The sequence below is a fragment of the Nocardia niigatensis NBRC 100131 genome (genome assembly GCF_000308655.1).
Taxonomy (GTDB): Bacteria; Actinomycetota; Actinomycetes; order Mycobacteriales; family Mycobacteriaceae; genus Nocardia; species Nocardia niigatensis.
This window is the reverse complement of sequence record NZ_BAGC01000033.1, coordinates 92,939-115,228: the sequence shown is the minus strand read 5'-3', so window position 1 is coordinate 115,228 and position 22,290 is coordinate 92,939. Positions and strand designations below refer to the sequence as shown.

The 22,290-nt window shown below is 70.0% G+C and carries 18 protein-coding genes; 5 read left to right on the top strand and 13 right to left on the bottom strand.

The genetic code is table 11. The features are described 5' to 3' along the window. Positions 1–576: 576 nt before the first annotated feature. The gene (locus tag ON33_RS08655; protein WP_040857244.1) at positions 577–1,152 is read left to right on the top strand and encodes a TetR/AcrR family transcriptional regulator; all 576 of its coding nucleotides are present in this window, start codon (positions 577–579) and stop codon (positions 1,150–1,152) included. Here the strand turns inward: ON33_RS08655 and ON33_RS08650 are convergent. Continuing rightward, positions 1,143–2,114, bottom strand: coding sequence for a helix-turn-helix transcriptional regulator (locus ON33_RS08650; RefSeq protein WP_040857241.1), 972 nt, complete (start codon positions 2,112–2,114; stop codon positions 1,143–1,145). The two genes, ON33_RS08655 and ON33_RS08650, sit on opposite strands and share 10 nt — an antisense overlap. Before the next feature lie 109 nt (positions 2,115–2,223). Here ON33_RS08650 and ON33_RS08645 point away from each other — a divergent pair, with 109 nt between their 5' ends. Continuing rightward, on the top strand, positions 2,224–3,063 hold the full coding sequence (locus tag ON33_RS08645) for an alpha/beta fold hydrolase (RefSeq protein WP_040857240.1): 840 nt from the start codon (positions 2,224–2,226) through the stop codon (positions 3,061–3,063). A gap of 261 nt (positions 3,064–3,324) precedes the next feature. On the opposite strand, the gene ON33_RS08640 is transcribed toward ON33_RS08645, so the two are convergent. From ON33_RS08640 to ON33_RS08630, 3 genes are read right to left on the bottom strand one after another with little or no spacing between them, the layout of a single operon-like run. Next, positions 3,325–4,287 carry an NAD(P)-dependent alcohol dehydrogenase gene (locus tag ON33_RS08640; RefSeq protein ID WP_040857238.1) on the bottom strand — a complete coding sequence of 321 codons (963 nt, stop codon included), beginning with the start codon at positions 4,285–4,287 and terminating at the stop codon, positions 3,325–3,327. Continuing rightward, positions 4,284–4,511 carry a helix-turn-helix transcriptional regulator gene (locus tag ON33_RS08635; protein ID WP_040857236.1) on the bottom strand — a complete coding sequence of 76 codons (228 nt, stop codon included), beginning with the start codon at positions 4,509–4,511 and terminating at the stop codon, positions 4,284–4,286. Before ON33_RS08635 ends, ON33_RS08640 begins: the two co-directional genes overlap by 4 nt. Continuing rightward, complete coding sequence (locus tag ON33_RS08630; protein WP_085996699.1) at positions 4,505–4,930, bottom strand: hypothetical protein; 426 nt, start codon at positions 4,928–4,930, stop codon at positions 4,505–4,507. Before ON33_RS08630 ends, ON33_RS08635 begins: the two co-directional genes overlap by 7 nt. Positions 4,931–5,029: 99 nt before the next feature. Here ON33_RS08630 and ON33_RS08625 point away from each other — a divergent pair, with 99 nt between their 5' ends. Further along, entirely contained in the window at positions 5,030–6,247 is a 1,218-nt protein-coding gene (locus ON33_RS08625) for a cytochrome P450 family protein (RefSeq protein WP_040857233.1), read from the top strand. Positions 6,248–6,260: 13 nt separating this feature from the next. On the opposite strand, the gene ON33_RS39040 is transcribed toward ON33_RS08625, so the two are convergent. Beyond that, positions 6,261–8,813 carry a cytochrome P450 gene (locus ON33_RS39040; protein WP_040857232.1) on the bottom strand — a complete coding sequence of 851 codons (2,553 nt, stop codon included), beginning with the start codon at positions 8,811–8,813 and terminating at the stop codon, positions 6,261–6,263. A 119-nt stretch (positions 8,814–8,932) separates the two neighbouring features. On the opposite strand from ON33_RS39040, the gene ON33_RS08615 reads away from it, so the two are divergent. Next, positions 8,933–10,210 carry a glycosyltransferase gene (locus ON33_RS08615; protein ID WP_040857231.1) on the top strand — a complete coding sequence of 426 codons (1,278 nt, stop codon included), beginning with the start codon at positions 8,933–8,935 and terminating at the stop codon, positions 10,208–10,210. Further along, a complete protein-coding gene (locus ON33_RS08610) occupies positions 10,207–10,986 on the top strand; it encodes an ABC transporter permease (protein WP_245550403.1) in 780 nt (259 codons plus the stop codon). Before ON33_RS08615 ends, ON33_RS08610 begins: the two co-directional genes overlap by 4 nt. A gap of 5 nt (positions 10,987–10,991) precedes the next feature. Here ON33_RS08610 and ON33_RS08605 read toward each other — a convergent pair whose 3' ends face one another. The 8 genes from ON33_RS08605 to ON33_RS08570 are packed head-to-tail and all read right to left on the bottom strand — an operon-like array spanning position 10,992 to position 22,063. Next, positions 10,992–11,939: a UbiA prenyltransferase family protein gene (locus ON33_RS08605; RefSeq protein ID WP_245550402.1), complete on the bottom strand. Its 948-nt coding sequence runs from the start codon at positions 11,937–11,939 to the stop codon at positions 10,992–10,994. After that, a complete protein-coding gene (locus ON33_RS08600) occupies positions 11,936–12,559 on the bottom strand; it encodes a nitroreductase family protein (protein WP_040857228.1) in 624 nt (207 codons plus the stop codon). Before ON33_RS08600 ends, ON33_RS08605 begins: the two co-directional genes overlap by 4 nt. Beyond that, entirely contained in the window at positions 12,559–13,566 is a 1,008-nt protein-coding gene (locus tag ON33_RS08595; protein WP_245550401.1) for a ScbA/BarX family gamma-butyrolactone biosynthesis protein, read from the bottom strand. The genes ON33_RS08600 and ON33_RS08595 overlap by 1 nt, the downstream gene beginning before the upstream one ends. Then, a complete protein-coding gene (locus ON33_RS08590; RefSeq protein ID WP_040857227.1) occupies positions 13,563–14,498 on the bottom strand; it encodes a nucleoside-diphosphate kinase in 936 nt (311 codons plus the stop codon). Before ON33_RS08590 ends, ON33_RS08595 begins: the two co-directional genes overlap by 4 nt. Continuing rightward, a complete protein-coding gene (locus ON33_RS08585; RefSeq protein WP_040857225.1) occupies positions 14,495–15,604 on the bottom strand; it encodes an SDR family oxidoreductase in 1,110 nt (369 codons plus the stop codon). The genes ON33_RS08590 and ON33_RS08585 overlap by 4 nt, the downstream gene beginning before the upstream one ends. Continuing rightward, positions 15,601–15,873: an acyl carrier protein gene (locus tag ON33_RS08580; protein WP_040857224.1), complete on the bottom strand. Its 273-nt coding sequence runs from the start codon at positions 15,871–15,873 to the stop codon at positions 15,601–15,603. Before ON33_RS08580 ends, ON33_RS08585 begins: the two co-directional genes overlap by 4 nt. Continuing rightward, positions 15,870–19,340 (bottom strand): AMP-binding protein, encoded by a 3,471-nt coding sequence (locus ON33_RS08575; RefSeq protein ID WP_040857222.1) that lies wholly within the window; start codon positions 19,338–19,340, stop codon positions 15,870–15,872. Before ON33_RS08575 ends, ON33_RS08580 begins: the two co-directional genes overlap by 4 nt. Further along, complete coding sequence (locus tag ON33_RS08570; RefSeq protein ID WP_083868742.1) at positions 19,337–22,063, bottom strand: phosphoenolpyruvate synthase; 2,727 nt, start codon at positions 22,061–22,063, stop codon at positions 19,337–19,339. The genes ON33_RS08575 and ON33_RS08570 overlap by 4 nt, the downstream gene beginning before the upstream one ends. Between the last annotated feature and the right edge of the window lie 227 nt (positions 22,064–22,290).

Genomic DNA, 22,290 nt, shown 5'->3' with positions numbered 1-22,290 from the left:
GGTCGACTCTCGTCGGCCGGGGATTTCCCTTTGTCCCGGACCGCCACGGTCGACCGCCGAACATCCGTGCGGCCATCCGCCGGGAGTCGGCGACCCCCAGGGCGGTCGCCCCGGCCGACGACCGCCTCGAACACATCCACGCCGCGGCGTGAAACTGATCCCCGGCCGACCGTGGCGGCCGGGGATTGACCCTGGACCGGCGAGAGTTCCCTTGGGTGGTCGATTTCGACCCCCCATCCACGGATCCAGATCCGACGCCGCAACGGCACCGTTTACAGTGACCCGATCATTCTCGCGGAAACAGACGTTCTCGAGGTCTCCGACCCATTCCAGATCTCCTTCCCCTTGTCCCGCTTGGCCGACTCTTCTTGACAGTTCTTCGTCAGGTCAGCCGTACACACCTCAGAGTGAAACAGCGAGCCGCCCGGGGCTTTTCAGCCCGAGGCGGCTCGTCGCGCTCGAGGCCGATCGGGAGGCTGAGCCCCGGCCTCTCGGCCGCTGGCAGCTCGCCCGGGCCGGTTCGATTGTTCCTATGGATGCTAGGTTTTGGCTCAGTGCACATAGGGAGGAGGGCGGATGTCTCCGCGGGTTGGGTTGACGACGGAGCGGGTGGTGGGGGCGGCAGCCGAGTTGGTCGATGAGATCGGGTTCGAGAAGTTGACGTTGTCGGCGCTGGCGAAGCGGGTCGGGGTGAAGGACCCGAGTTTGTATGTGCATGTGCGGGGGTTGCGGGACTTGCGGGTGCGGGTGGCGTTGCTGGCCAGTGCGGAGCTCAACGAGCGGATCGGGGCGGCGGTGCTCGGGCGCTCCGGCAGGGATGCGCTGGTAGCGTTCGCGGACGCGTACCGGGCTTATGTGCTCGAGTATCCGGAACGGTATGCGGCTACACAGATTCGGATGGATCCGAGCGAAGTGGCCGGGGAGCCGGCGTTGCTGCGCAGTGTCGAGCTGACCGCGGCACTGTTGCGCGGTTATGGGTTGGGAGAGGCCGAGGGGCTGGACGCGGCTCGCTTGTTGCGCAGTACTTTTCACGGATTCGCGACGCTCGAGTCGGGCGGCGGCTTCGCACACTCGCGCTCCCCTGACGACTCCTGGCCGCACATCGTCGAGGCGCTGCACCGGACATTGTCGAACTGGCCGCCTTACGAGTAGACGCGGGCCATCGCCGCGGTTTCGGCGGCGATCCGGTCGCGAAGCGTTGCGGGGGCCAGGACTTCCGCGCCGGCGCCGAGGCGGAGCAGGTCGGGGATCGCGCGGTCGATGGATTCGATCGGGAGGCGGATCTCGCGGTGGCCGGTAGGGGCGGGGTCAGCGGCCGAGGCGCGGGCAGCCTGCGCGGTGGCGGGGTCGAGGAGTTCGGGGAGGCGCTCGAAGGTTTCGGCGGTGACGCGGAGCAGGGCCGAGTGAAGATGGCGGCGTCGGTCGAAGGACTCCAGGTAGCTCGACCAGTAGGCCGCCAGGTCGAAGTCGGGCGGGCGGGACACCGCGTCGGGGAGGACCTCGAGTTCCATGATCCGCGAGATGCGGTAGGTGCGGAGCTGGGCGCCGGTGCGGCCCACCAGGTACCAGTTGCCGGATTTGAGGACCAGGCCGAGGGGTTCGGTGGCGCGGGTGACCAGATGCGGTGTGGCCCAGCGGATGTAGTTGAAGCGCAGGGCCCGTTCGTTCCAGACGGCGTCGGCGACGGTGGTCAGATACGGCGTCGGCTCGGCCTCGCTGTACCAGCCGGGGGCGTCGAGGTGGAACCGTTCGGCGACGCGGCCCGCCCGGTCGCGGAGTTCCGGGGGCAGGGCGGACATGACCTTGAGGTTGGCGGCGGTGACGATGGCACCGAGGCCGAGATCGGCTGCGGCGCTGGGAAGTCCGGCGAGAAAGAGGGATCCGGCCTCGTCGGTGGTCAGCAGGTCGAGTTTGGCGCGGAAGCCGTCGAGGAGACGGTAGCCGCCGTCGTGGCCGGGATCGCCGTAGACGGGGATGCCCGCGGCGGACAGCGATTCCATGTCGCGGTACACGGTGCGGATCGAGACTTCCAGCTGCTCCGCGAGCTCCTGGGCGGTGACCCGGTCACGGGTCTGCAGCAGCAACAGAATCGACATGAGACGGCTGGCGCGCATGCCGGAAATTCTGCCGGAATCCACTGACACTAGATGTCAGTGAAGCCGACATACTGTCCTCCCCGTTCCGATCGGATCACATCCGAGCATCGAATGAGGAGACACCGCAATGCCTTTCGTCGACACCCGCACCGGCACCTCGCTGTTCTACCGCGATTGGGGCACCGGCCGTCCGGTGCTGTTCCTCGCGGCGGCCGGGATGGACAGCACCGAAGCGCGTGGCGTGATGGCCGATCTGGCCCGGCAGGGCTATCGCGTCATCGCCCTGGACCGCCGCGGTCACGGCCGCTCCGATGATCCGGGACGCGGCTACGACTACGACACTCTCGCCGATGATGTCGCCGACCTGATCGATCACCTGGACCTGCGCGGTCTCCTGCTGGTCGGTCATTCCATGGGCGGCGGCGAGATCGTCCGCTACCTGACCCGCTACGGCAGCGCCCGGGTACATCGCATCGCACTGGTGGCGGCCGCGCTGCCGTTCCTCTTGGCCACCGCCGACAATCCGGACGGTGCGCCGCGCACGGCCGCCGCTGCCCTGCGCGATTCCTGGCATCATCACCAGGACCGCTGGCTCACCGACAATGCCGATCCCTACTTCGGCGCCGGCCTGCCGGGCTGCGAGGTCTCCGACATCGCCCGCGACCGTGTCCTGCAATCGATTGCGGGGACGTCCCTGTGGGCGACCGTCGAATGCAATCGCGCGGTGGTCGAGACGGATTTCCGTGACGAGATGCGGGCGATCACGGTTCCCGCGTTGATCATTCACGGCGATTCGGACGCCTCCATCTCGCTCGAGTTCGGTGGCCGCCGCCAGGCCGCACTGATCCCGGGCAGTGAGCTCGTGGTCTACGACAATGCCCCGCACGGCCTGTACCTGACCCATCCCGAACGCCTCACCCGGGACCTGCTCGCCTTCGCCGCGGCCCCGACTCCGGTCTCGGCGTAGCTTGATTCACCTTTGCGCCAACCCATATCGCTGCCCGGACCCCTCGACTACGCTGCGCACCGTCGCATCACCCCGAGCACTGAGGAAGTATCGATGGGTTCAACCGTCCTCGACGTCGTCAACCTGATCCTGGCCCGCATCAACGCGGGCTGGTCCTGGGCCTCGTCCGGCTCGTCCGGCCCGATGCCGCTGTAACGGCAGGCAACACGGTGTCGAGAACCCCTCCGCCCGTTGCGGCGGAGGGGTTCTCGGGTTTCCGCGTCAGCCGACCACGATCACGGATTTGCCCATGGAGTGTCCGGCGGCGAGGTGGGTGATGGCGGCCGCGGCGTCGGGGAGGGCGTAGGTGCGGTCGATGCGGGGTGTGAGGGCTCCTGCGGTGGCGAGTTCGGCGAGAGTGCGCAGGGATTCGGGTTTGGGGAGGGACAGCAGGGCGCGCATGCGGTGGCGGCTGAAAGGTGAGCGGAGCTGTGCGTGGAGGGAGCGGCCGAGTCCGCCGAACCAGCGGCCGCCGTTCTCGCCGCCGCCGAGGACCAGGGTGCCGGTGGCGGTGAGCAGCGCGCGCAACAGCGGAAGGGGGCGGTTTCCGGCCATGTCGAGGATGAGATCGTAACGGCCGGTAATGTTTTCGGTGGTGTAGTCGATGACGTGGTCCGCACCGAGGTCGGCGACGAAGGCGGTGGCGCCGGTCGAGCACACGCCGGTGACTTCGGCGCCGTAGTGCTTGGCGAGCTGGACCGCGAGATGACCGACCCCACCGGCCGCGCCGATGATCAGCACCCGCTGTCCGGCTTCGATGCGGCCCGCGTCGCGCAGGCCGGTGAGGGCGGTCATGCCGGAGATCGGTAGTGCCGCTGCCTGTTCGAAGCCGAGATTGACGGGTTTGTGCTGGAGTTTCGCGGCCGGGGCGCAGGCGAATTCGGCGTAGGAGCCGGGGACGGTGCCGAAAACCTCGTCACCGGGCCGGAATTCGGTCACCCGCGATCCGACCGCCTCGACAACGCCGGCGACGTCCCAGCCGCGGACCCGTTCACGGGGTGCGCGCAGTCCGAGCGCCAGCCGGGCGAGCCGCGGTTCGCCGGTCATGAAATGCCAGACGCTGGGATCCACGCCCGCGGCGCGCACCCGGACGAGCACACCGTCGGGTCCGGTGCCGGGGGTGGGGATGTCGGTGTAGGAGAGCATGTCGACGGTGCCGTACGCGTCCTGCGCAATAGCCTTCATGGCTGGTCTTCTTCCGGATACTCGAAGATCTCGTCCAGTGGTGCGCGGAACACCCGGGCGATCTGGAATGCCATCTCCAGCGATGGCGAGTACTTGCCCTGTTCGATGGCGTTGACGGTCTGCCGGGTCACCCCGAGCCGGTCGGCCAGCTCGGCCTGTGTCATCTCACCGTGCGAGAAGCGCAGTGCGCGAATGTTGTTGGTGACTCTGGTCGGTTTCACCATGGCCAGGTCCCCCGCCGGTAGGCGACGAGTTTGGCGACCGCGCCCACCACCGCGGAGAGTGTGAAACCCAGATAGATCGCATTGGCGATCCAGAACCGGTCGCCGCCGGCCAGGGCCAGCACCAGGGCGGTGACCGCGCCCAGCACGACGAAGGCGTTGCCGACCTGCGTTCCACGGATATCGATTTCGCGGTCGCGCTGATCCCTGCGGTCCCGATCCCGGGACCCGATCGCCACCGCGATACTGGCCGCGATCGAGAACACGATGGACCCGCCGACCGCCCACAGCAGCGGCGCGGCATAGGCGACGTCCACCACCGGGACATGCCGGGCCCGCGTCAGCACGACGATCAGATAGATCAGGTACGAGACGGCGGCCGCGGCACCCAGAATCCAGGTCCGCTTCTCCTCGTAGGGCATGCGGCCAGTGTAAAGAAAACCCGACATTATGTACAGAATCTTTTACATGGCGACGAATTGCCGTTTACTGCAAGTCATTACATCGGCTAAGGTCTCGGCATGGCCGATATCGAAGCCCCGGACCGGATCGAATCCATCGGCCCGGAGTTCTTCACCGACCCGCATACGCATTACCGCCGCTGGCGCGAGCACGGCCCCGTGCGGCGCGTCCGGTTTCCGGACGGCGTCATCCGCTGGGTCATCCTCGACTACGCGGCGGGCCGCGCCGCGCTGTCCGATCCGCGTCTGCGCAAGGCGGCCGCCGTCAACGACGCGCTGCTGAGCCGCAAACGCGTTGTGCCGCAGTCGGATCCGAACGCACTGGCGCTGCTCACCAATATGCTCAATACCGATCCGCCCGCGCACACCCGGCTGCGGAAGCTGGTGACACGAGCCTTCACGCCGCGCCGGGTGGCCGCGCTGGGCCCGCGCATCGAGGAGATCACCGCTTCGCTGCTGGACGCCCTGGAGGGCCGCGCCGAGGCAGATCTGCTGCGCGACTTCGCCGAACCGCTGCCGATCACGGTGATCTGCGAACTGCTCGGCGTGCCGCTCGAGGATCGCGCGGACTTCCAGGACTGGACCCGGGCACTGGTGGCGGTCGCCGGGCTGGACGAAGACCGCGCCCGAGCGTCCGAGGAAATGGCGGACTACCTGACGCGGCTGGTGCGCGCGAAGGCGCAGGAGCCGGCCGCGGACCTGCTCTCGGCGTTGGCAGCGCCCGCCGACGACGGTGACGCGCTCACCGAGTCCGAGCAGGTCGGCATGGCGTTCCTGCTGCTGGTGGCCGGGCATGACACCACGGTGAATCTGATCGCCAACGGCACCCTGGCGCTGCTCCGCGATCCGGCGCAGCGGGAGGCCCTGCGCCGGGACCCCGACGCGATTCCCGATGCGGTGGAGGAGTTCCTGCGCTTCGACGGTCCGGTGAACATGAGCACCATCCGGCACACGGCCGAGCCGGTCACCATCGCGGGCACGGACATTCCCGAGGGGGAACTCGTGTTCGTCGCACTGGCCGCGGCCAACCGCGATCCCGACCGCTACCCGGCCCCCGACGCCCTCGACACCACCCGCGACACCACCGGCCACGTGGCCTTCGGCCATGGCATCCACTTCTGTGTCGGCGCCCCGCTGGCCCGCCTGGAAGCGCGGGTCGCCTTCGCCGGCCTGCTGTCCCGGTTCCCGAACCTGCGCCTGTCCGCCACGGCGGAGACCCTCGCCTGGCATCCGAGCACCCTCATGCACGGTCTGCAGGAGCTGCCGGTCCTGCTGTAGGACCTGTCCGTGGTCAGCGCGCCCGCAGGACGACCGGCAGCGCCGAGGGCGAGAGCACGAAGTCCCGGTTGGAGGCCCGCACCCGATGTCCCGGCACCGGGGTGATCTGCCGGCGGGACAGCAGGGCCGCGGAGGCGAGCGCGATCTCGAGCATCGCGAAGTGGTCGCCGAGGCAGCGGCGCCGGCCGACGCCGAAGGAGATCATCGCCTTCTTGGCGGTGTCGGCGGCGTTCGCGGCGGACCAGCGATCCGGGTCGAAGGATTCGGGGTGGCTGAACCAGCGCGGGTCGTGCTGAACCATGTAGGGGCTGAACATGATCGCCGCACCGGCCGGGATGGTGACGTCCCCGATGGGCAGGTCGGCGCCGGCGTTGGCGGCGCTGATCCAGGGTCCCCAGAAGCGAATGGTCTCGGAAACAACCTGTTTCAGGTAGGGCATCGAGGCCAGGTGTTCGGGCCGCACGTCACCGGTTCCCACCACGGCGTCCAGTTCCGTGTAGAGCCGTTCGGCGATGGCCGGTCGCCGGCTGACCTCGTGCCAGAGCCATCCGGTCAGCGAGGCCATGGATCCGACACCGCCGGCGAGCATCAGGATGGCCTCGTCGATGATGTGGTCGTCGGACAGCCGGGCCCCGGTCTCGCTGTCGGTGTGGCGGATGAGCGCCGACACCACGTCGTTGAAATCCTGGTCGCGCCTGCGGTATTCGCTCACGACCGCGCCGACGGCGGCGCGCAGGTGCCGGGACTTGCTGCGCCACCGGTAGTTCGCGATGACCCGCAGCCTGCGCAGCTGGGGCGGCAGCGCGGTGCGCACGATGACCTGGCTGAGCAGCCATGGCACGTTGTCACGGATCTCGCGTCGCGCGCTGTCGCCGAAATCGGCGGTGAACAGGGTCGCGGAGACGGTGTCGAGAACCAGCCCGTGCGCCTCGTCCATCAGGTTCACCCGCTGATCGACCGGCAGTGCCGCGGCCCAGGCATTGGCGATGTCGGCGGCGGCTTCGGCGTACTCGGCGAGCCGGCTCTGTCGCAGGGCGGGCGAGATCATGCGGCGGCGCAGCCGGTGTTCGGGCCCGCGCAGCACGTTCACCGCCCCGCCCGCGATATCGGCGATGGCTTCGCGCAGGTCTTCCCGCTCGAATTCGGCATCGCCGAGATTGACTTGGCGCAGCAGTTCCGGGGTGGTGAGCACGTACCCGGTCTGGCGTCCGAAGTGCACGCGCACGATCGGCCCGAGCGCGGGCAGCGAGGTGACGAAGCCGGGCGCGTCGGTGAGCGCGCGCAGGCTGTGCCCGAGCACCGGCACCCGGCCCGGTGCGGTCGGAATGTCCGCCAGGGTGCGGGGCATGGCCTGCGGCGGCGCGGCGGCCGATCCGGCGGCGGCGTCCCGGTAGACCGCCAATACCCGTGCGATCTGGCGCGATTGGCGCACGGTGTCGGCCTCATCGGCCAGTCGCGCACGCAGTCCGTCGAGCACCGTGCGGTCGGCCGCCAGTTTGGCCAGCGTCTCGGCGAGTGCCTCGACGGACGGGTTCGCGGATCGGATGCCCGCGGGCACCGATTCGGCGAGTTCGGGATCGCAGTACACCACCGGCAGCCCGACGGCGGTGGCTTCCAGGAGCGCCATGCCCTGGGTGTCGAATCCGTTGGAGGGGAACAGCAGTGCGTCGGCCGCGGCCATGGCGTCGAGGCAGGCGGCCTGACTCACCCTGCCGTGCAGCCGGATTCGCTCCCCGAGCCGCCGTTCCACGATGCGCCCGACGGCCGCGCCGCGCAGGTCGCCGTCGCCGTAGATGTCGAGGACGCAGTTGTCGGTGCGCCGCACCGCCTCGATGGATTCGAGCAGCCGCTTCTCCCCCGACAGCCGCCCGCACCACACCAACCGCAGCGGTCCGTCCCCATCGCGTGGCACCGGGGTGCGCTCGTTGAGCAGTGTGTCGTCGACGCCGTTGGACACCACGGTGATCGGCCGGGTGAGCCCGTGCGCGAGCAACAGATCGGCGAAGTGCCGGGTCGGCGCGATCACCCGGTCGGCGGCCTGCGCCTGCCCGCTGATCGTCCACCAGGCGTGCCGGGCGGCGGCCGATTCCCCGGCCCGGTGCGGCATGTGATGCTCGTGCGGCACATAGCGTCCATGCAGCAGCCGCAGTGCCAGCGCGGTGGCATAGGGCGCCGGCGAGGTGTGCTCGATGAAGGCGTCGTCGCGGCTCTGCGCGGTGTGCACGAGCGGAATCCGGTGTCGCCGTGCGGCTCTCATCCCGGCGATGGCGACGCCGTAGGTGCTCTGGGTGTGCACGATGTCGACAGGCCCGCGGGCGGCGAACTCGGCGTCGATGAGCGCCGCATTGCGCCGGGTCGGCGCGACGACCTCGAATCCGTTGACGGCCGGAACCGACAGCGGGTGCAGCGCAACGACATCCGGATCGGGGGCGGCCGCGGGATCGGGCACGGCGAACACGGTGACCCGGTGCCCGGCCCGTTCGAGTCCGCGGCGCAGCCCGGTGACGGCTGTCTGCACCCCGCCGAGCGAGGCCGGATGGTAGTCCACGAACATGGCGATGTGCATCAGCGCAACCCTACGCAGCGCCGCCGCTTCGTGAAATGCCCACATTTCCTGCGTCTGGACGGCGGGCCGCAGGGCACCCCAGGGTCGAGGAATCCCGTCCCCGCACCGAGAGAGGCCGCATGCGCATCGCGATACCGCTGACCGGAACCCGGGGCGATGTGCACCCGATCGTGGGCCTGGGCATCGAACTGCGACGCCGCGGCCACGAGGTGCTGATCGGCGCGCCGCCGAATCTGGTCGAGTTCGTCACCGCCGCAGGTCTTCCCGCGCAGGCGTGCGGGCCGGACGTGCAGCGGCTCTACAGTTCCGACGAGGGCCAGCGCGCGCTGGCGGCCGGCAATACGCTGCGGCTGATGCAGCTGGTCGGCAAACAGATGGCCGAGTACGCGGAGCGAATGAACCGCGAGGTCATCGACGTGTGCGCCAAGGCCGAGCTGATCGTGGCCACCACCGTCACCGAGGATCGGGCGTCGTCGATCGCGGAGGCCATGGACGTGCCGCTGGTCAGCCTGCACTACTACCCGGCGCGCATGAACAGCGCCTACCCGTTCCCGGGTCTGCTTCCCGCGCAATGGAATCCGCCCGCCGCGGTGAATCGGGCGACCTGGCTGCTGGCCGAGAACCTGCGCCGGGTGGTGTTCCTGCGCTATCTCAACGAGCTGCGTGCCGTGCTGGGGCTGCCGAAGTCGTACACCAGCCCGGCCGCGGCGCTGGCACGCGAGCGGGTGCCCGAGATCCAGATCTACGACCCCGCCCTGGTGCCGGGCCTGCCGGAGCAGTGGGACGGCCGTCGTCCCTTCACCGGCTTCCTGACGCTGGATCAGGCCACGCGGGCAGCGGTGGGCGAGCTGTCGGGCAGCCATGACGACATTCTGTCCTGGGTCGAGGCGGGCGAGCCACCGGTGTTCTTCGGGTTCGGCAGCATGCCGATTCGCGACGCCGCCAGTGTGTTCGCCATGGTGGAGCGGGTGTGCACGCGGCTGGGGGTACGAGCCCTGGTGCACGCGGGGTGGAGCGATCTGGATGTGGCGAACACGGTGACGGACGATCGCATCAAACTGGTCGGCAACTTCGCCTTCGACCTGATCTTCCCGTATTGCGCGGCGGCCGTGCACCACGGCGGCATCGGCACCCTGTTCGAGAGCCTGCGCGCCGGCCTGCCGACGGTGGTGTGCTCGGTGTCGTTCGAGCAGCCCATGTGGGGCGGACAGGTGGAGAAACTCGGTGTGGGAGCGCATCTTCCGTTCACGGCCATGACCGCAGACCGGTTGGAGTCCGCGCTGGCGCCGCTGCTCAACGCGCGCACCCGGCAGCGGGTCGCGGATTTCGCGGCCACACTGCGGACCACCGGCGTGGCGGAGCACACCGCGGATCTGATCGAGGCCGCCGCCCGGTGACCGCTCCCGCGTTCTCGGCGGCACGCTATTTGGTGCCCGACACCCTGGTCATGTTCCGGCGCTGCGCCCGCCGCACCCTGCGCAGCACCGACACCCTCGTCATCTCGCTGACCATGCCGATTCTGATGATGCTGCTGTTCACCTACGTCTTCGGCGGCGCGATCGAGGTCGGCGGCTCGTACCTGAACTATGTGGTGCCGGGAATCATGCTGCTGTGCACGGGTTTCGGCGCGTCCATCACCGCGACCAGCGTATGCACCGACATGACGCGGGGCAGCATGGACCGGTTCCGGACGCTGCCCATGTTCCGGCAGGCGCTGTCGGCGGGACATCTGACCGAGGGGGTCGCGCGCACCATGGCGGCCATCGCCATCGCGGTGGGTGTCGCGGTGGCACTGGGCTATCGCCCGGGTTCGGGGCCACTGGGCTGGCTGGGCGCGGCCGCGCTGATCGCCCTGTTCGTGGTCGCGATCTCGGCCGTCGCGGTGGCGATGGGCATGGCGGCGAACAATCCCGAGGCGGCGGGCGGGCTCACCTACGCCATCACGTTCATTCCGTACGTCAGCTCCGCGTTCGTGCCGACCCACACCATGCCGGGCTGGCTGCGCGGGATCGCCGACCGGCAGCCCGCGACCCCGGTGGTCGACACCGTGCGCGCGCTGCTGGACGGCGCCCCCGCCGATCGGGCGCCGGCGGCGGTGCTGTGGTGCCTGGCCATCGCGGCGGTCGGGTTCGGCTGCGCCGCCACCTCTTACCGACGCCTGGCCTACCGCTGAGCCGGTCAGCCGCGGGTGACCACCGCCGCCTGTGCGATGAGCGTCAGGTACAGGGTCAGGATGAACAGGACCGCGGGCAGCACCGGGTACTCGTCGTCCTCCGACCGCACGAACCGCCATGCCCCGATCACCGGGATCAACGTGAGCGTCAAGGGAATCCAGCCGACCACGACCGCCGCGCCGTGCCACTCCCACGGCTCCGCGACGGCGATCTCACCCGCCGCCGCGGCCAGCGCGCACAGTACCGACGCCGCGGCACTCCCTCTCGCGCCCAGCGCGTTCGAGTAGTACATCTCCCCCGGCCGCGCGATCCGTGAGGTCTTGCGGGCGAATTCGAATTGCAGGAAAGCCCCGGCGAACACGACGGCCACGACCGCGACCCGCCCGTGGGCCGCCGCGTCGCCGGTGTCGATGGCCGAGAGCACGACATACGCGGTCACCAGCAGCTGCACCGGATAGGTGACCACCAGGTTGAGCAGGATGCTGGTGCGCACCGTGTCCGAGAGCTGTTCCAGCGCCCACAGGATCAGCCCGTAGGCGAGCACCGCCGCGATGGCCACCGCCGATCGCACCGACAGGACCAGGCTGCCCGCGATCGAGACGACCGCGATCACCCCCATGGCACCGCGCAATTCGAGCGCGCTCACCGCTCCGGTGACCAGCGGCCGGTCCGGATTGTGCACGCGGTCGTACTCGAGGTCCTTCTGTTCGTCGACCATGCGCAGGTACAGCAGCACGATGGCGACGATGCCGATCCGGGCGGCGGTCGCGCCGGCCGGATGCCAGGCGACATCCGGCTTCGTCAGCAGTGCCGCCGTGCCCTCGAGGGCCAGCACCCAGAGGATGCCGTACAGCAGATAGTGCGGCTTGTACATCACCCTGGTGAATCGCGCGATGCGGCCCACCGAGGCGAGAAAGCCGGAGCTGACCGGGATTTCGGCGAGATCGGTCACTGCGCCTCCCCGATCTGCCAGCCGTCCCATCCGGTCAGTTCCGCGGCGGGCGTGCGCCGCACCGGCTTGCCGCCGCCCGGCAGCAGGTGCGCGACCGGCAGCATCGCCACCTGGGTGACCTCCTCGAACGGAATGCCCAGTAGTTCGGCGACCTCGCGTTCGTAGGCCAGATGCGCGGTGGTCAGCGTCGACCCGAGTCCGCGGGCGCGCAAGGCCAGCTGGAGATTCCACACCGCCGGATAGATCGACCCGTAGAAGCCGGCCAGTCGCAGTGACGAGGATTCGGCGGGCGGCCGCCCCAGCGTGCACACCAGGATCAGCGCGGGCACCTCGCCCAGATGGTCGGCCAGGTACTGCCCTGAGGACAGATCGGCCAGTTGATCGGGCCGGGGTGTGCGGCCGGAGAGGTTGGCGTCGAACCCTTTCCGGTAGTAGTCGCCGATCCGGGCTCTGAGTTCGGGGTCGCGCACCACCACGAACCGCCAGGGCTGCCGGTTCGAGCCGCTGGGTGCGTGCACCGCGATGTCCAGACACTCCCGCAGGTCCCGGTCGTCGACGGGCCGGTGCAGGTCCAGGCGTTTGCGGGCCGCGCGGGTGCCGGTCAGCAGTTCGGTGTCCATCAGTCGCCGTCCTCCGCCAGGGCCAGGTCTCCCGCGAATTCGAGGTCGATGCGCGCCGCGACGGTACCAGCCTGCCGGATCTCGCAGTGCACCACGGTGGCGTCCACCCCGGAGCCGGTGCGTTCGGCCACGCACACGGCGGGCAGGTCGAGCTCCACGAATTGATCGAAAGCGCTTGTCACGCCGATCAATCGGCGCGGCCGCGTTCCCATGGTGGTGAGCGCGGTCTGCCGGCAGGCCTCGATGAGCAGGTTGCCGGGCACGTGGTCGAGCTGATGGTCGAACAGGATCGGGTGGGTGGTGTCGGCGACCAGCGCGGCCCGGGATCGGCCGGGGGTGGATTCCGGCGGGCCGATCACCACATTGCGCGGGTTCTCCCGGCCGACCAGCGCCGCGTCCGCCCGCGTGCCGGGCGAGGCGGGAATCTCGAAGGGCCCCAGGCCCAGATGTTTGCGGTAGCCGGCGCGGATGGCGGCCCACTGCCGGGGGTCCACCCAGGAGAAGGAGCCGTCCACGGTACCCATCGGAACTCCCCGGCAGCTGATGTCGAGGACGAGGTCGAGGCCCTCCAGCCGCTCACCCCGATGGTGTTCACGCAGCGCCCGCACCCGCAGTTCCAGATCGGCGGGTGCGGAACCGATCTCCCAGCCGGCGCCGTCGATGCCGGTGCCGTTGAAGGTGCGCACCAGGAAGGCCCGGTTCGTCGGGACGCCGAAGAATTCGTGGGTCACCGCGATGGAGGCCTGCCGGGCGGCCTCCATGACCGCGATCAGGTCGTGGTGCAGGCCCAGCGCACCGGCGTGATCGCCGTAATGGCCGTGCATGCGCGGCAATTGGGCCCCGGCCACGAAGGTGCCCGAAGTCTCGGCCTCCAGTGAGGTCACGAAGACCTCCGCGACCGCGTGCCGGTGCGCGAGGGCACGCGGGATGGTGCGCACGTGGGTGGCGCGCACGGCGGCCGCCCGGGTGAGGGGGTGGGCGGTTCTGGGTGGCTGTGTCGTCGTCACGGTCTGGCCTCCAGCCAATCGGTCGCGCTGACGGGGCGCAGGGTCTGCGACCCGGTCCCGGCGCGCATGGGTAGGACGTAGGAACCCAGCACGATGAGCGACCAGGGGTCGAGCTCGCGGCCACCGGACCACGCCACCTCCAGCAGCGCGGCCTGGGCGGCCGGCGAGCCGGGTTCGATGGCGGCGATCCGGTCGTCCAGGGATTTCATTGCGGCGGAACCCAGTTCGGCACACAGCCGCGCGATGGCGTCGGCGCGTTCGAAGCTGCGGGCCGGAGCCACCTCGTAGAGGTCGCGGGCCAGTCCGGCGGCCGTCTCGGTGCGGTCGCGCGCCTCGAGCGCGCGGGCGAACACCTCGGCGCGGGTCTTCTCGTCGAAGTAGATGGCGAGTTCGCGCAGGACATCGGCGGGATCGTCGGGGGAATGGACGAGATTGAGCAGGTAGTTGTGGCGGCCGAGCAGGTAGCGCAGTTCGCCGGGCTGCCGTTTGCGGGGATCGGTCGCGCCCTTCGCGGCGGTCAGGCGCACCGATGTGGGCAGGTCGGCGACCGCGCCGCGGACGACGAGCACCAGCACATCGGAGATCCCGACCAGCAGATCGGCCAGCCGCCGTCGTTCCGGGGAGGCGATGTTCCAGGCGAAGTACCACAGGGCGCGGGCCACGTGCCGGTCCACCACCACGCGCCGGGCATCCACCACCTGAAAGTCGTTGTCCGCCAGCCACATCAGGGTCGTTTCCACGGCGCGCGCCACGATGGCGTCCGGTTTCAGCAGCAGCAGCGAGTGCTCGCGGGCGAAGGCGGCGGTGTCGATGCCGAGCCGCCGCGCCTGCTCGACGGTTTCGAGCACGTAGGTGTCGGCGAGGTAGGCGTCGACCTTCTCCTTCGACGGGGTGGCGTCGGTGAGCAGGGTGCGCAGGGCGTCGTCGGTCACGGCCGGGCCCCCGCTCCCGCGGCAGGTGCGCCGATTCCGGTGCGCGCCAATGTTTCCGCGATGGACGGCAGCGGCGCGCCCAGGTAGCCGGTCTCCAGGCAGTGGTCCAGCAGCGACCGCAGGTAGTCCTTGCCGGTGCGCGGCGGGAGCCGGTCCAGCAGGCGGTCCGCGGTACTGGTGTCGAAGCTCAGCCGGCGCTGGAAGTAGCTGGTGTAGAGCGCGCCGATGCGCAGATAGTACTCGCGCTCGATGGGGTCGAGATCCTCGGTGCGGAAGGAGGATTCCGGGACGAAGGTCGCGACCTCGAAGGACGGATACTCGGCCAGGACGTCGGAGACCTCGCGCAGCGACAGCGTGTCGCGGCCCACCGCGTGCAGGGTGGCGCCGGCGACGCTGTCGAAATCGGCGGCCGCGGCGGCGATCACGTCGGCGACATGGTCGACCGGGGCCAGGGCGAGGGTGGCGTCGTAGCGGCCGGGCAGGGTGCGCAGCTTGCCCTCGACCATGAGTTTCACCACGGTGTACAGGTTCTTGTATTCGCGGATCACGCCGTCGGTGAGCGCGCCGGTGACGATGCCGGGCCGCACCACCGCCCACCGCAGGCCGTGCTCCCCGGCCGCCCGGACCACCTGTTCGGCGCGCAATTTGCTCTGCTCGTAGCCGTTTCCGAAGGACTGGCCGGCGTCCAATTCGTCCTCGCCGATGACGCCGTGCCGCAGGCCGCACACGTAGGCGGTGCTCACGTGCAGCAGCGGGACATCCCAGGCGAGGGCCATTCCGACGGCATGCTCCGCGCCCCGCACGTTGAGTTCGTCGTAGGCGTCGGGGGTGGCGTCGAAGGCGGTGGTGGCGGCACAGTGCACGATCAGGCCGACCCGTTCGGCGAGATCGGCGGCCGTCGTGAGGTCCAGACCGAAGCCCGGCTGCCGGATGTCGCCGGTGATTCGCAGATCCGGCTCATAGGTGCTGCCGTCATTGCGTCGGATGTCCGAATTGCGGTGCAGGACGGCCGCGACCGGGCGGCCGGACGCGGTCAGCCGGGCGGCCACCTCGGAACCGACCAGTCCGCTGGCGCCGGTGAGCAGGACGGTGATGCGTTCGTTCACGCGCTCACCTCCAGGGTGCGGGTGACCAGATCCGTGACCTGGTCCACCCGCAGCACGCCCATCAGCTGTTCGGGCCGGTAGCGCGGCAGCGCGAAGCTCTGTTCGAGCACGACGGTGAGTTCCATGAGCCGCAGCGAGTCGAAACCGAGGTCCTCGATCAGGCGCAGCTCGCCGCCGGCTTCCAGCGCGCCGAGGTCGGCCGGGGGTCGCGGCGCCATGGTGGCGATGATGTGCCGGACGCGTTCGGTGACAGTGGCTTCTGGGGTCATGACTGCTCGCTTTCTCGCAGATGGGGCTGCTGGCCGCCGCTGGCCAGCAGATCGCGGGCCTCGTCCAGGGGCAGGTCGGCGTCGAGATAGCCGGCCAGGCGCAGCCAGTCGTAGCCGAGGGTGAGGGTGCGCTGCCACTGCTCACGGGAATCGAAGGAGGCCGGGAATTCCCGGCCCGCACCGGCATCCGCGGCCAGGCGGCGCACCGCCGTGACGACGCCGTCGACACGGGCAAGATCGCTCAGCGCATCGCCGCCGTTTCGCAGCGTCCGCGAGAACCGCACCGCCGTAGCCGATTCCAGCGCCGCGATCAGCGCTTTCCGCTCCGGGATGTGGGCGGGCAGCAGCCGCCGCACGGTACCGACCGCGTCCACGTCGGCGGGCAGCGGATGGATGCCGACCGCGCTCAGCAGCACTCGCACGCTCATGGCGATCAGCCGGTGCGCGGCGATGTCGGCGACGTCCCCCTGCGCGTCCTTGACCGCCCCGACCAGGTCCTCGCGCGCGTTCTCCAGCACCACGTTGGACCACACGAGATTCAGTCCGGCCCCGATGAACCGTTTTGCCGGCAGCGCCGACAGCGTCGCGATCGCATCCCCGCGCGCCGCCCCGGTGAGCCCCAGCGCAGGCGCGGCGTCCACGGCCACCGGTGTATACGCCGCGACCGGCTTGCACATGGCCAGGGCCGGTTCCAGCACCTGCCCACCTCGCCACTGCAATCCGACGAATCCCAGCCGCACGAATTCCGCCAACTCCGCCCCGATATCGCGTGGCGCCCGCGCCATCACATCCCGGATCGACTGCCGGAACACCACCGAACGCCACGCCTGCGCCCCCGCCTCGGAGAGCACGAAAACCTCGCTCTCGGAACGCAGCACGTGCAGCCGCCCGGCCAGCGGCCAGGTGGTGACGGCCGGCCGGCGCGTGAAGATCACGTCGTTCGGGTCGTCCGCGACGCCGTCGACACCGAGATCCGCGGCCAGCGCGAGCCGGGCGGTCCAGCGGGCGGCGCTATCGGCCAGGTCGTTCAGCAGTCGGTAGCGGTCGATCAGCGGATCCGGCCCGGTCCGGTCGAGTTGTTGTGGCAGCCATTTGGTTTCGAGGTAGGTTTCGCCGCGGCGGCCGAGCCATGCCTTCATGGCTTGCAGGAGGCCGTCTTCCGCCCACGCCTCCGCCTCGGCGTGGGATCCGAAGGCGCGCAGCGCGATTGCGAATCGCAGGGCGTGCCGGGCCCGTTCGGTCCACCAGTCGGCGACGAGGGTGGTCAACCCGTCGTGGCCGAGAATCCCGCGCAGCTCGTCCAGGTCCACGGCGCCGGGGCGGACGACCGTGGCGCGCAGGAAACGCTGGCAGCGGTTGAGGCCGTCCTCGTCCGGGTCGGTCGCGGCCCGCTCGAGCTGTCGCCGCAGTTGGGCCACCGAGCGCGTACGGACCTCGACACGGCGGCCGTCCAGGAACAGGACCGTGGGGAGGGTGGGCAGTTCGTCCGAACCGGGCACCACCGCAAGGAAATCGATATCGGAGCCCGCATTGCCGAAGCCCTCGGCCAGCGACCCCTCGAACAGGACTGCCGCGTCCTCGGGAACGACCACCGACTGCAGAGCGCCGTCCAGCAGCTGTCGCAGTCGATCCAGCGGCATCGCGGGTTGGTGCGCAACCGGTTCCGACGGCGCCATGTCCGCGGAACGACCAGCGCCGTCCGGCTGTGGCGTGGCCGGTCGGGACTCACCCGCGGCACTGTCCGGCTGGAGCGAATTCGGCTGCCCCGCAGGCGTGTCGGCCGCGTGCAGCACCGCGCCCTCCAGTGCCCCGTCCCGCAGGAGCTGCCACATGTGGCGGCGGCGGGGTTTGCCGCTGGACGTGCGGCGGATGAGGCCACGGGGGCCGGTGACGATGTGGACGGTCTGGGCGGGTCCGAGGTGGCCGCGGATGAGGGCGCGGGCCTGGGGAATCCACTCGCCGGGCGCGGTTTCGGCGAAGAGGGCGACGCCCTGGAGTCCGGCCTCCACGAGGCCGACGGCGGCGAGTTTGCCCTTGGTGAGCCCGGTTTCCTGGGCGACCCGGGATTCGATGTCCTCCATGAACACCGAGCGGCCGCGCACCTTGATGCTGGTGCCCATCCGGCCGAGGACGAAAACCTCACCGTGATAGCGGAATCCGGCATCGCCCGAGTAGAGGCGGCCGTTCTCGAGGCGGGTTGCGGCGGCTGCGTTCGTCTCCCCGGAGTAGCCGAGCGCCACCGAGTCTCCGGTCACCACCATTTCGCCGAGGACGCCGTCGGGCAGTTCCCGGCCCTCGTCGTCGACCACGGTCACCGTGGATTCGGGGGTGGAGAAGCCGAGCCCGGTGATCCAGCCCGCGCCGGTCACCCGGTGGGTGTCGTCGAGGATCGCCTCCTCGAGCACCGGAACCGGTTCGCCGAAGCGCAGATTCGGGTTGTCGAGCCGCAGCGCGGTGATGGGCCGCCGGGTGGGCGAGGAGGTCACCATGAGCGTCGCCTCGGCCAACCCGTAGGCGAGGGTGAACGCGCCCATCGAAAAGCCCTGCGGGCCCGCCAGGTCCGCGAAGGCCTGCAGATCGGCCACCTCGACCGGCTCGGAGCCGATCGCCAGGGTCCGCCAGCCCGACAGGTCCAGGGCGGCGATCTCCTCGGGCCGGACCCGGTGCGCCACATAGCCGAGCGCGAACGACGGTGACGGCGCGTGCTGGGCATGGGTCATGGCGCGCAGCCAGCGCAGCGGGTCGCGCACGAACTGGTCGGGGCGCATGAGGTACAGGTCGGCCTGGTTGGTGACGCCCTGCAGGAACGCGCCGACGAGGCCCATGTCGTGGTAGAGCGGCAGCCAGGACACCATGGATTCGCCCGGCCGCCAGTCGATGAGCCGGGTGATCATGGCGATGTTGTTGGCCAGGTTGTGCCAGCTGACCCGCACACCACGCGGCGCGCCCGAGGAACCCGAGGTGAACTGGAGCAAAGCCACTTCCGAGGCGCCGGCGAGCTCACGCGTCGCGGGTGCGGCAGGCAGTGTCGCGGCATTGACGACCACCGGTTCGTCGGTGCGGCCCGCCGCGAGGCAGGCGCTGCGCACGAAGGTCTCGAACTCCGGCGAGGTCACCACCAACCGGGGGGCGGCCTGTTCCACGATGCCCGCGATGTGCGCGATGATCTGCTCCAGGTCACCGAACATGGGCGGCGCGACCGGAGTGAACACCCCGCCGCACGCCCACACCGCGTAAAAGGCCGCCACACAGGGGAATCCGGTCGGCATGATGACGCAGGCGCCCTCGCCGCCGCCGAGTCCATGGGCGCGCAGCAGGTCCGCGATCGACCATACCTGGCCGGCCAGGTCCCGGTAGCTGCGGTACTCCCATCCGTCGGCCTCGTCGGCCAGGTACAGCCCGGTGCTCGCCGAGGGCTCGAGCAGCCATCGGCGCACCGTCGATTCGTCGTTCACCTGGTCGATCACTGGTCTCCTTCGGGAAGCACGGTGACGGTGCCGGCGGCCCCATCGACTCGAATACGCATGCCGTTGCGCAGTTGGCGGGTGATGCCGGGCAGCTGGACCACGGTCGGCACGCCCAGTTCGCGCGCCACGATGGCGACGTGGGTGAGCGGGCTGCCGCGTTCGATGACCAGCGCCGACGCCGACGGAAGGGCCGCCACCCAGCCCGGATCGGTGCGGTAGGCGATGAGGATGCCGCCCGCCACGTCGCGGGGTTCGTCCACGATGACCGCCGCGCCCTCGACGATGCCCGCCGCGGACGGGGTGCCGGTGAGCACCGTGCCGGGGGTGGCCGCGTCGGTCGCGGTGATGGGCGCCCAGCCCTGCGCCGCGAGTTCGGCATTGCCCAGCCGCGGGCCGACCGTGCGGAAGCGAGCCGGGGCGACCAGCGCGGAATACCTGGCGCGCAGCGACTTCCGCACCGTCACGACCTCACGCAGGCGGCCGGTGTCCGCGCCCTCGTAGCAGCCGCGCAGTTCCTCCACGGTCAGCTGGAACACGTCCTCGAACTCGTCGAGGACGCCCCTTGCCGCCAGATCGCGGCCCATGACCCGGATCATGCGCTTGACCATGCCGAAGGCGCGGGTGCGGCAGAAGCGCAGCCGCTCACGATGGGCGGCGCAGCGGGAGACCTTGGCGCGCAGGCGTTCGTAGATGCGCCGGCGGACGCCGTGGCCGAGGTGCTCGTCCAGATAGGCGTCGGCCTCACCGGTGCGGCCGGCGGTCACGGTGTCGCCGACGCGGCCGACCGCGCTGCGCAGCATGACGAACAGGCTGGCCGGATTCTCGCGCAGATCCGGGGTCTCCAGTTTCAGCTCGTCGAGGCTGCGGTAGCCGTAGCGGTCCAGATAGTCGTCGAGGGCGGCGAGGAACTCGATGCGCCCGGCGGCCCGCAGGGCTTCGTGAATCCGTTCCGGCGCGGTCGAATTGATGATCGCGTTCAGTTCCGGATCGGCGCGCACGACGCGGGCGAGCTCGGTCATGGCGCGGGCCGGTTCGGCGGATTCGACATCCGCGCCGGGGCCGACCACGGCGTAGAGGAACCATTCCGGCGCCTTGGGCAGCAACAGCCTGGTGAGCAGGAACATCAGGCCCGTGCAGGTGAGCAGGATGGCGTCGAGGACCATGAGCGGACCCCACCGCCGCACCAGGTCGCCCTCGACCGTGCGATAGGAGCGGTAGGCCTGCTCACCGGTCAGTGTGGTGTAGTCGACGGCGTCGTATTCGTCGTAGACGCGGTAGAAGTCGGTCATGAACCGTTCGACCAGATCGTCGATGCCGAACAGGCGGCGCGCGTAGATCACCGTGGTCAGTGCCCGCGAGCGCAGGCGGGCCGCGGCGCTGTCGAATTCGAAGGGGCGCAGCGTCTTCGCGATATCGGTGGCCAGCGGTTCGGCCACGCCGAGGGCGGCCTCGAGCACCCGGCGGTTGAGCGGGTAGCCGGGCGCGATGCCGACCATGCGATACCAGTGCAGCAGGTTGTAGTAGACGCGGCCGTGGAAGCTACCCAGCAGCACGGGAGTCCAGGCATCGGTCTGCCGCAGCTGCGCGGGCGGCACACCCAGCGAGGCCGCGTAGCCGCGGTACACGCGGCCGTAGATGTCGGCGGCGGTGGTGTAGGTCAGCGGTGAGGTGACGCCGCTGAAGCTCTCGATGATGTTGGAGTTGTCCCAGATTCGCGTCGCACCGGGAGCAACCTGTTCGCCCGCGCCGCGCAGTTCGACCTCGCGCGCGGACAGCGTCGACGCGGTCGCGGTGATCGGCCGGGTCTGCAACAGCCACACGCCGGTGTCGTCGATCGCCCATTCGATGTCCTGCGGTGCACCGCAGGACATCTCGACCTTGCGAGCGACCTCGGCCAGCTCCGCGGTCTCGGCGTCGCTCAGCACTCGGGCTCCGCGCCGGTCGGCCTCGACCTCGACGGTCGCGCAGCCCTGCCCGTCGAGAGGGTCGAAACGAATATCCTTGTCCCCCAGCGTGATATCGAGCAGTGCGCCGGTGTCCCGGTCGAGGATCATCGAGTCGGCGTCGACCGCGCCGGAGACCAGACCCTCCCCGAGCCCGTAGACGGCGCTGATCACCAGCTCGTCGTCCGCGCCGGTCATCGGATTCCGTGTGAACACCACGCCACTGGATCGCGCGGCGATCAATCGCTGTAACACCACCGCGGGCGCGTAGCCGCGAGACAGCCCGTGCGCGAACGCATATCGCACCGCACGCTCGGAGTACGCCGACACCCAGCAGTCCCGAACCCGCGCGGTCACGGCCTCGAGGCCGTACACGTTCAGGTGACTGTCGAACTGCCCGGCGAACGAATGCTGCGCGCCGTCCTCCGCAGACATGGACGACCGCACCGCGATCGGTCCCGGCCCGACCCGCTCCCACGCCTCACCGATCACCGCCGCCGCAGCCGCGGGCACGTCCCCGGCCGCCAGCGCTTCGCGCAGCTCAGCGGCCCGCGCCACCGCGGCCTCGACCTCCCCGACCGCCGCGAACCCCGCCAACTCCCCGGTCAGGCCCGCCGCGGTCGCGAACCCGTCGAACACCTCCGTCCCGAGTGCCACCCACTCCGGCACCCGCACCCCCATCTCCCCCAGCGCGTACAACCCTCGCGCCTTTCCACCCCCATGCGTGGCGACATCCACCGAATCCGACCAAGGGCCGAGCAACCGCACAACCTCTCCCATCCCCCCGAGATCGGTCACATCACGGCGAACGCCGGAGCAAGATCAGGGGTTCTACCTTGAGTAGTCCACGTTCCAAACGCGCACCAGCCCAAGGTTCTTGGGTCTGCCTCACCCCAGCTCCTCGAGCCACCATCGCGGCCGAAGCCACGCCGTGCAATTCGCACAGCGAGTGTGGCACGCCGCGACGGCCGCGAAAGAGCCCCGATATACACCGGCGGGCACCGGGA

Coding starts and splice junctions, on each gene's coding strand:
- ON33_RS08655 (WP_040857244.1), top strand. CDS start 577: ATGTCTCCGCGGGTTGGGTTGACGACGGAGCGGGTGGTGGGGGCGGCA.
- ON33_RS08650 (WP_040857241.1), bottom strand. CDS start 2,114: ATGCGCGCCAGCCGTCTCATGTCGATTCTGTTGCTGCTGCAGACCCGT.
- ON33_RS08645 (WP_040857240.1), top strand. CDS start 2,224: ATGCCTTTCGTCGACACCCGCACCGGCACCTCGCTGTTCTACCGCGAT.
- ON33_RS08640 (WP_040857238.1), bottom strand. CDS start 4,287: ATGAAGGCTATTGCGCAGGACGCGTACGGCACCGTCGACATGCTCTCC.
- ON33_RS08635 (WP_040857236.1), bottom strand. CDS start 4,511: ATGGTGAAACCGACCAGAGTCACCAACAACATTCGCGCACTGCGCTTC.
- ON33_RS08630 (WP_085996699.1), bottom strand. CDS start 4,930: ATGCCCTACGAGGAGAAGCGGACCTGGATTCTGGGTGCCGCGGCCGCC.
- ON33_RS08625 (WP_040857233.1), top strand. CDS start 5,030: ATGGCCGATATCGAAGCCCCGGACCGGATCGAATCCATCGGCCCGGAG.
- ON33_RS39040 (WP_040857232.1), bottom strand. CDS start 8,813: ATGCACATCGCCATGTTCGTGGACTACCATCCGGCCTCGCTCGGCGGG.
- ON33_RS08615 (WP_040857231.1), top strand. CDS start 8,933: ATGCGCATCGCGATACCGCTGACCGGAACCCGGGGCGATGTGCACCCG.
- ON33_RS08600 (WP_040857228.1), bottom strand. CDS start 12,559: ATGGACACCGAACTGCTGACCGGCACCCGCGCGGCCCGCAAACGCCTG.
- ON33_RS08580 (WP_040857224.1), bottom strand. CDS start 15,873: ATGACCCCAGAAGCCACTGTCACCGAACGCGTCCGGCACATCATCGCC.
- ON33_RS08570 (WP_083868742.1), bottom strand. CDS start 22,063: ATGGGAGAGGTTGTGCGGTTGCTCGGCCCTTGGTCGGATTCGGTGGAT.